The organism is Propioniciclava sp. MC1683 (assembly GCF_014164675.1).
Lineage (GTDB): Bacteria > Actinomycetota > Actinomycetes > Propionibacteriales > Propionibacteriaceae > Propioniciclava.
On record NZ_JACJFX010000066.1, the window covers coordinates 1 to 4,918 of the forward strand.

2 protein-coding genes are annotated in these 4,918 nt (G+C 63.1%); one reads left to right on the forward strand and one right to left on the reverse strand.

What is annotated here, in order from left to right; translation table 11 throughout:
• Window positions 1-247: 247 nt before the first annotated feature.
• The gene (locus H5397_RS16990; RefSeq protein ID WP_182818912.1) at window positions 248-619 is read right to left on the reverse strand and encodes a hypothetical protein; all 372 of its coding nucleotides are present in this window, start codon (window positions 617-619) and stop codon (window positions 248-250) included.
• A 397-nt stretch (window positions 620-1,016) separates the two neighbouring features.
• Here H5397_RS16990 and H5397_RS16995 point away from each other — a divergent pair, with 397 nt between their 5' ends.
• The gene (locus H5397_RS16995) at window positions 1,017-4,622 is read left to right on the forward strand and encodes a hypothetical protein (RefSeq protein WP_182818913.1); all 3,606 of its coding nucleotides are present in this window, start codon (window positions 1,017-1,019) and stop codon (window positions 4,620-4,622) included.
• The last annotated feature ends 296 nt before the right edge of the window (window positions 4,623-4,918 follow it).

The following is a 4,918-nucleotide window of genomic DNA, read 5'->3' on the forward strand; positions in this document are numbered from 1 at the left end:
CCATGCCGCCACGACCACGGCGACCATCACGAGCAGGACCCGAACCGCGCCGATCCTGCCGCCGCCCGTCCTTCGTTGATCCAAGGTCTCCAACACAGCGCCCCTTATCGATTCTCGATGTTATCGAAAAACAATACACGACTGTGGTGTTCGGCGCCAGCAGGCTCATCCGTCGCAGTCAGGACGGCCTGCGTCCCGGACTCACGCCCTCTACGGTGCGCGGCAGAAGCGTGCGTCGACAGCTGCACTAATTCTCGTCATGACCCTCTTGAAGCCAGCTGACGCCCTGGACATGTCCGTGCCAAAGCACGCCGTTGCTCCACACCACGCTCGCGCCACCGATCGGCTCGACCATCGTCATCCACATCTCCTCGCCGGTCGACCCTGGATCGTCATCCCGACAATGGGGCGGGAAGGACCGGCGCAGCCCATACAACCGATCCGGCTGCCGTAGGTCCACGTAAACAACGGCCACCGCGTCGCTGCGATCGATCCATGCTGACAAGATCTGCGGACCGTCAACCTCACGCACGCCGAGCTCGAGCAACCGGGCCAACACGATCCTGGCGTCGGCGTTTGCCCCCGGCGGTGAATCCGCACTGTCGCACCCCGGCACCATGAATCCATCCTCCCAGTCTCCCGCCAACCACCCTCGGCGCGGCAGATCCGGATGTTCGATTCCGTCCTTGGGCGGAGCCTGTGCTTGGGTGACGCGATGCCTCGCCCAGTCTCACACCAACGACGTCGTACGTGATGATCCTGGGTGCGGCCCGCCCGATCGCCACGGCCCCGCTGACGCGATTGGCGGTTCCGATCCTCGAGTGCTTTGTTACTGGGCCCTGAACCTGGCGGTATCTCCGTGCGTGCGTTCGAATGGCTAGAAGGCATCGGGATCCCTGGGAGCGTGGACGACGCGGCAGCCGGGTCCAGGGCTTCAATGATCGGCTCGCCGGAACACGCCCGAGCTGATGTCCAGCACCGGTCAGACTGTCGGTGCCTGGTGACAGCATTGCCGCATGCTTGAACCCGTGGTCGTTTATGCCCCACCGAATGTTGGCGGACCCGCGATTGCGCGAGCCGCATCGGGACTGGCGCTGTTGCCGAGCAACGCGTCGCGACTGGTGAGGTTGCACCGTCTCGCCGCACTTGGAATGGCACTCGCTGACGACTCGCTGAGGCCACTCAGCTCCAGTGCCGTCCGAGCCCTTCTGAAGCGCGACGACATCGGAGGCAGCGGCATCCTGCACCTGGAGGATCCGTACTCCGAGATCCTCATCCAAAGCATCAGCTTCTATGGCGGTGAGTACCTCGTTTCACCGGGCTCGGGCGAGCACACCGTCAGTGACGTCGAGAACCTCGCGGACGCAGCATTCCGCAAGGACTGGATGCCGAAGGACCTCCGCGGTCCCGTGAGGCAACTTATCCAAGGTCTGCTCGTTGTCAGCAACCTTGTACTGACGCGCGCAGGTCTGACCAGGGGCACCCGTCCGGGCAGGGATCCGCGAACTCCGATGGATGTGCCCAGCGCGGCGCGGCTCGACGAGCTGGCACAGGCTGCGTTTCTCAGCCATGACGATCTGGAAGCGCACGGCGCTTGGCTGCAGATGGTCGTCGACACCTTTGCGCTCGACCCCGGAGAGCTCACTGACCCTTGCTCGGGTGACTTTATCGACGAACGCCTTGTCGAGACGCCGTTCCTCAGGCTCCCGGAGGGCTACCAGGTTGTCGTGCCTCTTGACCTGTTGCTGACAGTTCGTCATCACTTGCTTCGTTTCGCCTACCAGGAGGATCAGCTTGAGGATCTGGGCAAGCGTTACCGGGCAGCGGCACTTCGCCGGGTGGAGCGGCTACTCCCGCATGGGGCCCATCGACAGTTGCTGTCGGAGGAAAGCTCGATGAACAGGTACCTGTTCTCCATCGACTCAGATACTGACATTCACGCCATCGTCGCGACCGACCCACTTGGTGACTGGTCGCCAGACCACGTGTGGGGCAGGTACGACACCAGCGGGGCCCTCGACAGCATCGCGCATTTGATTCAACCTGACGTCCGTTCGACGTACTCGACAGCTGAGTCGCTGCTGCACCTTGTCATCACCGACAGTCCGGGCCGCTCTGCCTTCTGGGGTGTGCCCAACGTTGATGGAGCCGACCCTGTGTTGATGGCGCGGGCGGATGATCTCGAGGTGATGCTTCACCGGGAAGCAGACGGCGCACACGGGTTGTTGTACTTCGCCGAGGCCATTGACCGTCGACCGGGTGAATCCTTGACAACCAACATCCTCGACGAATACTCGGCGTACGAGGAGAACCAGAAGTCGTTCTACTTCTCTGATGGCCGCGTGCCCACGTTCACTTTGTTCCAGGTCGGAGACGGCTACTTTGAACGGGAGAAGTTCTTCGACGTGACTGACCGTCACGGCGTCGAAGCACCTGTCGAAGGTCGGCCCATGGCCCAAGCCAGACGTCGATACAACCGAGACACTCCTGAGATCTTCCTCGTGGATTCGACGCCCTCGTTCATCGGCTACGTCGTCGAGGTGGGGGCGAACGCGGTCTTCGTGAGCCCGGAGCTGGGTGAGGAACCGTCACCAGATGCGACCGCACTCCTGCTGGAAAGCGTTGCGTTCTGGGTCCGCGAGTGCATCGTCCTCGGTGGGCACAGGCCTCGGTCACCGAGGATCCACCTCGTCGTCTCACCAGGGACCGCATCGACATGGAGTCGTCTTGGTGATGAACCGGTCTCGGAACGTTCCATTTCCGCTGAGACGGCGGCAGGAACCATCACGCTCCGGTTCGCGGACCTTTTCGTGGCCGAGCTACATGAGGAATCCAACGTGGCTGAGCGCCATCTCGTTGAAGTACTCCTGACTGAGCTCTTCGCTGTCGATGTGGAAGACGTTGAGGCGCTGGTGGAACTGGTCGCTCCACTCGGCCCGAAGCGGATGCTCCGCGCGTTCAACGAGAACAACGCACCTGACATGAGAGCCGAACGGCTCCCACCGCCGCTTACGGGGCATGAGCAGGTCACCGCGCAGATACTTGACGAACTCGGCGACTGGCTCCGCGCCCCGCTGGGGGGAGGTGTCCCCGTGGGTCCGTTGTTTGGGGAAGACCGGTCGGCCGTCTTGAACAAGGCCGTTAGCCACATGTTCGACCGGATGGAGCAAGACATTGCCCGGTACGACCAACGGGCGCTGCTTGACTACCTCGTCGCCCAGAACGAGGCCCTTGTCCACTTCGTAAAGTACAACGAGCGGATGCTCCGGTCACGTCTGGCGTGCTTCGGTGCCGACGCCGAGACGACCAAAGAATTGGTCAAGCATCGCAGTGACAGCGCGATCGCCAGCCGTGCGAACAGATTCCTCATTGAATACGTCGCCGCCCAACCTCCGCAGGGCGGCCGGCTTCCGACAACCCGCGGCTACTACCAGATGCTTGGGCTCGCGCAGGAAATCATCGAGCGCGGGACAGCATCCGACTTCCTGCACTTCGGTCTCGCGCACTTCGAGGTATCCATCCTCGAGTCTGGACGACTCGGCATCAATCGTGACGAGCCAGTCGACGCCGCCATGAAGGCGTACGCGGCCGCCTCTGGCGCGCGAGCGATCCAGAGCGCTGCCGAACCGCTTCCTGGGGACACCTCCGCTCCCACACAGGACATCGTGAATGAAAGCGCCGATGCGATGCGCAGCGAATATGGCTTCACGCTGCCCGACCTCCGCGAGGTATGCGGCGGTCTTCTCGACATGGGAACGGCGGACCAAGTCACACGCGTCGCGCGCGCCGACGCATTGTCTCAGATAGCAGGGGAACGCAACCTCGACCCTGACTTGGCCAACACTGTGCTGAACGCCATCACGCTCACCCCGCGAGGCAAGTTCATGAGCATCGGCCCAGACGCGCTTCCGTGGCGCTTCAACCGCGACATGTCGTACGTGCGGAGGCCGCTGGTCCTGCAGGGCGACGAGTTGGTGTTCGGCTTCCGCAGCATCCTCGGCACCGGCCCATACTGGCTGTCCAGCATGACGTCGGGCCGACTGCAGGCCAACGCAAGAACTCAATCGATGAAGGCGTACATCTCCCAGGCGCGGGGTCGAATAAACCACAAGTACGCGGTCGACGTGGCAGAACGACTGCGCGGCCTGGGCCTGACCTCCGAACTGTCGGTAAACAAGGTTGACGGTGTGCGGATCGCTGACCCCAATGGCCTCGCCCTTGGTGACATTGATGTGCTCGCATGGCATCCCGTCACGCGCACCGTTCTGGCCGTCGAAGCGAAGGACTTTGAGGTCGCTCGGACTCCGGCCGAGATGTCCCACGAGATCGTCAAGCTCTTTCTCGGCAAGCAGGGGAAGAAGGTTGAGCGATCAACTGTGGATAAGCATGCTCGGCGAATCGACTGGCTCAGCGCCAACCTCGCGGACGTTCTGGCCCACATGGGCGCGAACGCGAGACCCGTTGAGTGCTCGGTGATCGGCGTCATCGTGACCAGTGAGCCGCTGGTAACGCCTCTTGTTGCTTCGAGCACGATTCCGGTCATCGCGTTCGCCGATGTAGGGCTGGACACCCTTGGGCTCGCCCCGATGCCCACTAGCGGGGCACGCCGGCGCCGCCGCTAACTCGTCGACCTGCGGCGAGCTCGCATCGCGGGGTGGGACTGGTCGGCGCGAGCCTGTCGGGGCGGTGTAGACCACCGCGCCGCCCCGAAGGCTGCGCGCCGATGCTCAATCGTGAGGAACCCCAGGCCTCGGGAACCGCCAAGTCGCGGCAAGAGCGGATGTTCGCGCTCTTCACCAACTCCAGCTCAAGTGGATCGTGTTGGCGCCCGGTTCACGCGTCGTGCAGGGGTTCAGCAGGTGGGGCGTGCTGTATCGGCCGGGTCTAGCGTGACGGGTCGACAAAGCATGTCAGGCCC

What these genes read in the sequence shown, in the direction of transcription:
- H5397_RS16990 (WP_182818912.1), bottom strand. Translation starts at nt 619, where the DNA reads ATGGTGCCGGGGTGCGACAGTGCGGATTCACCGCCGGGGGCAAACGCC.
- H5397_RS16995 (WP_182818913.1), top strand. Translation starts at nt 1,017, where the DNA reads ATGCTTGAACCCGTGGTCGTTTATGCCCCACCGAATGTTGGCGGACCC.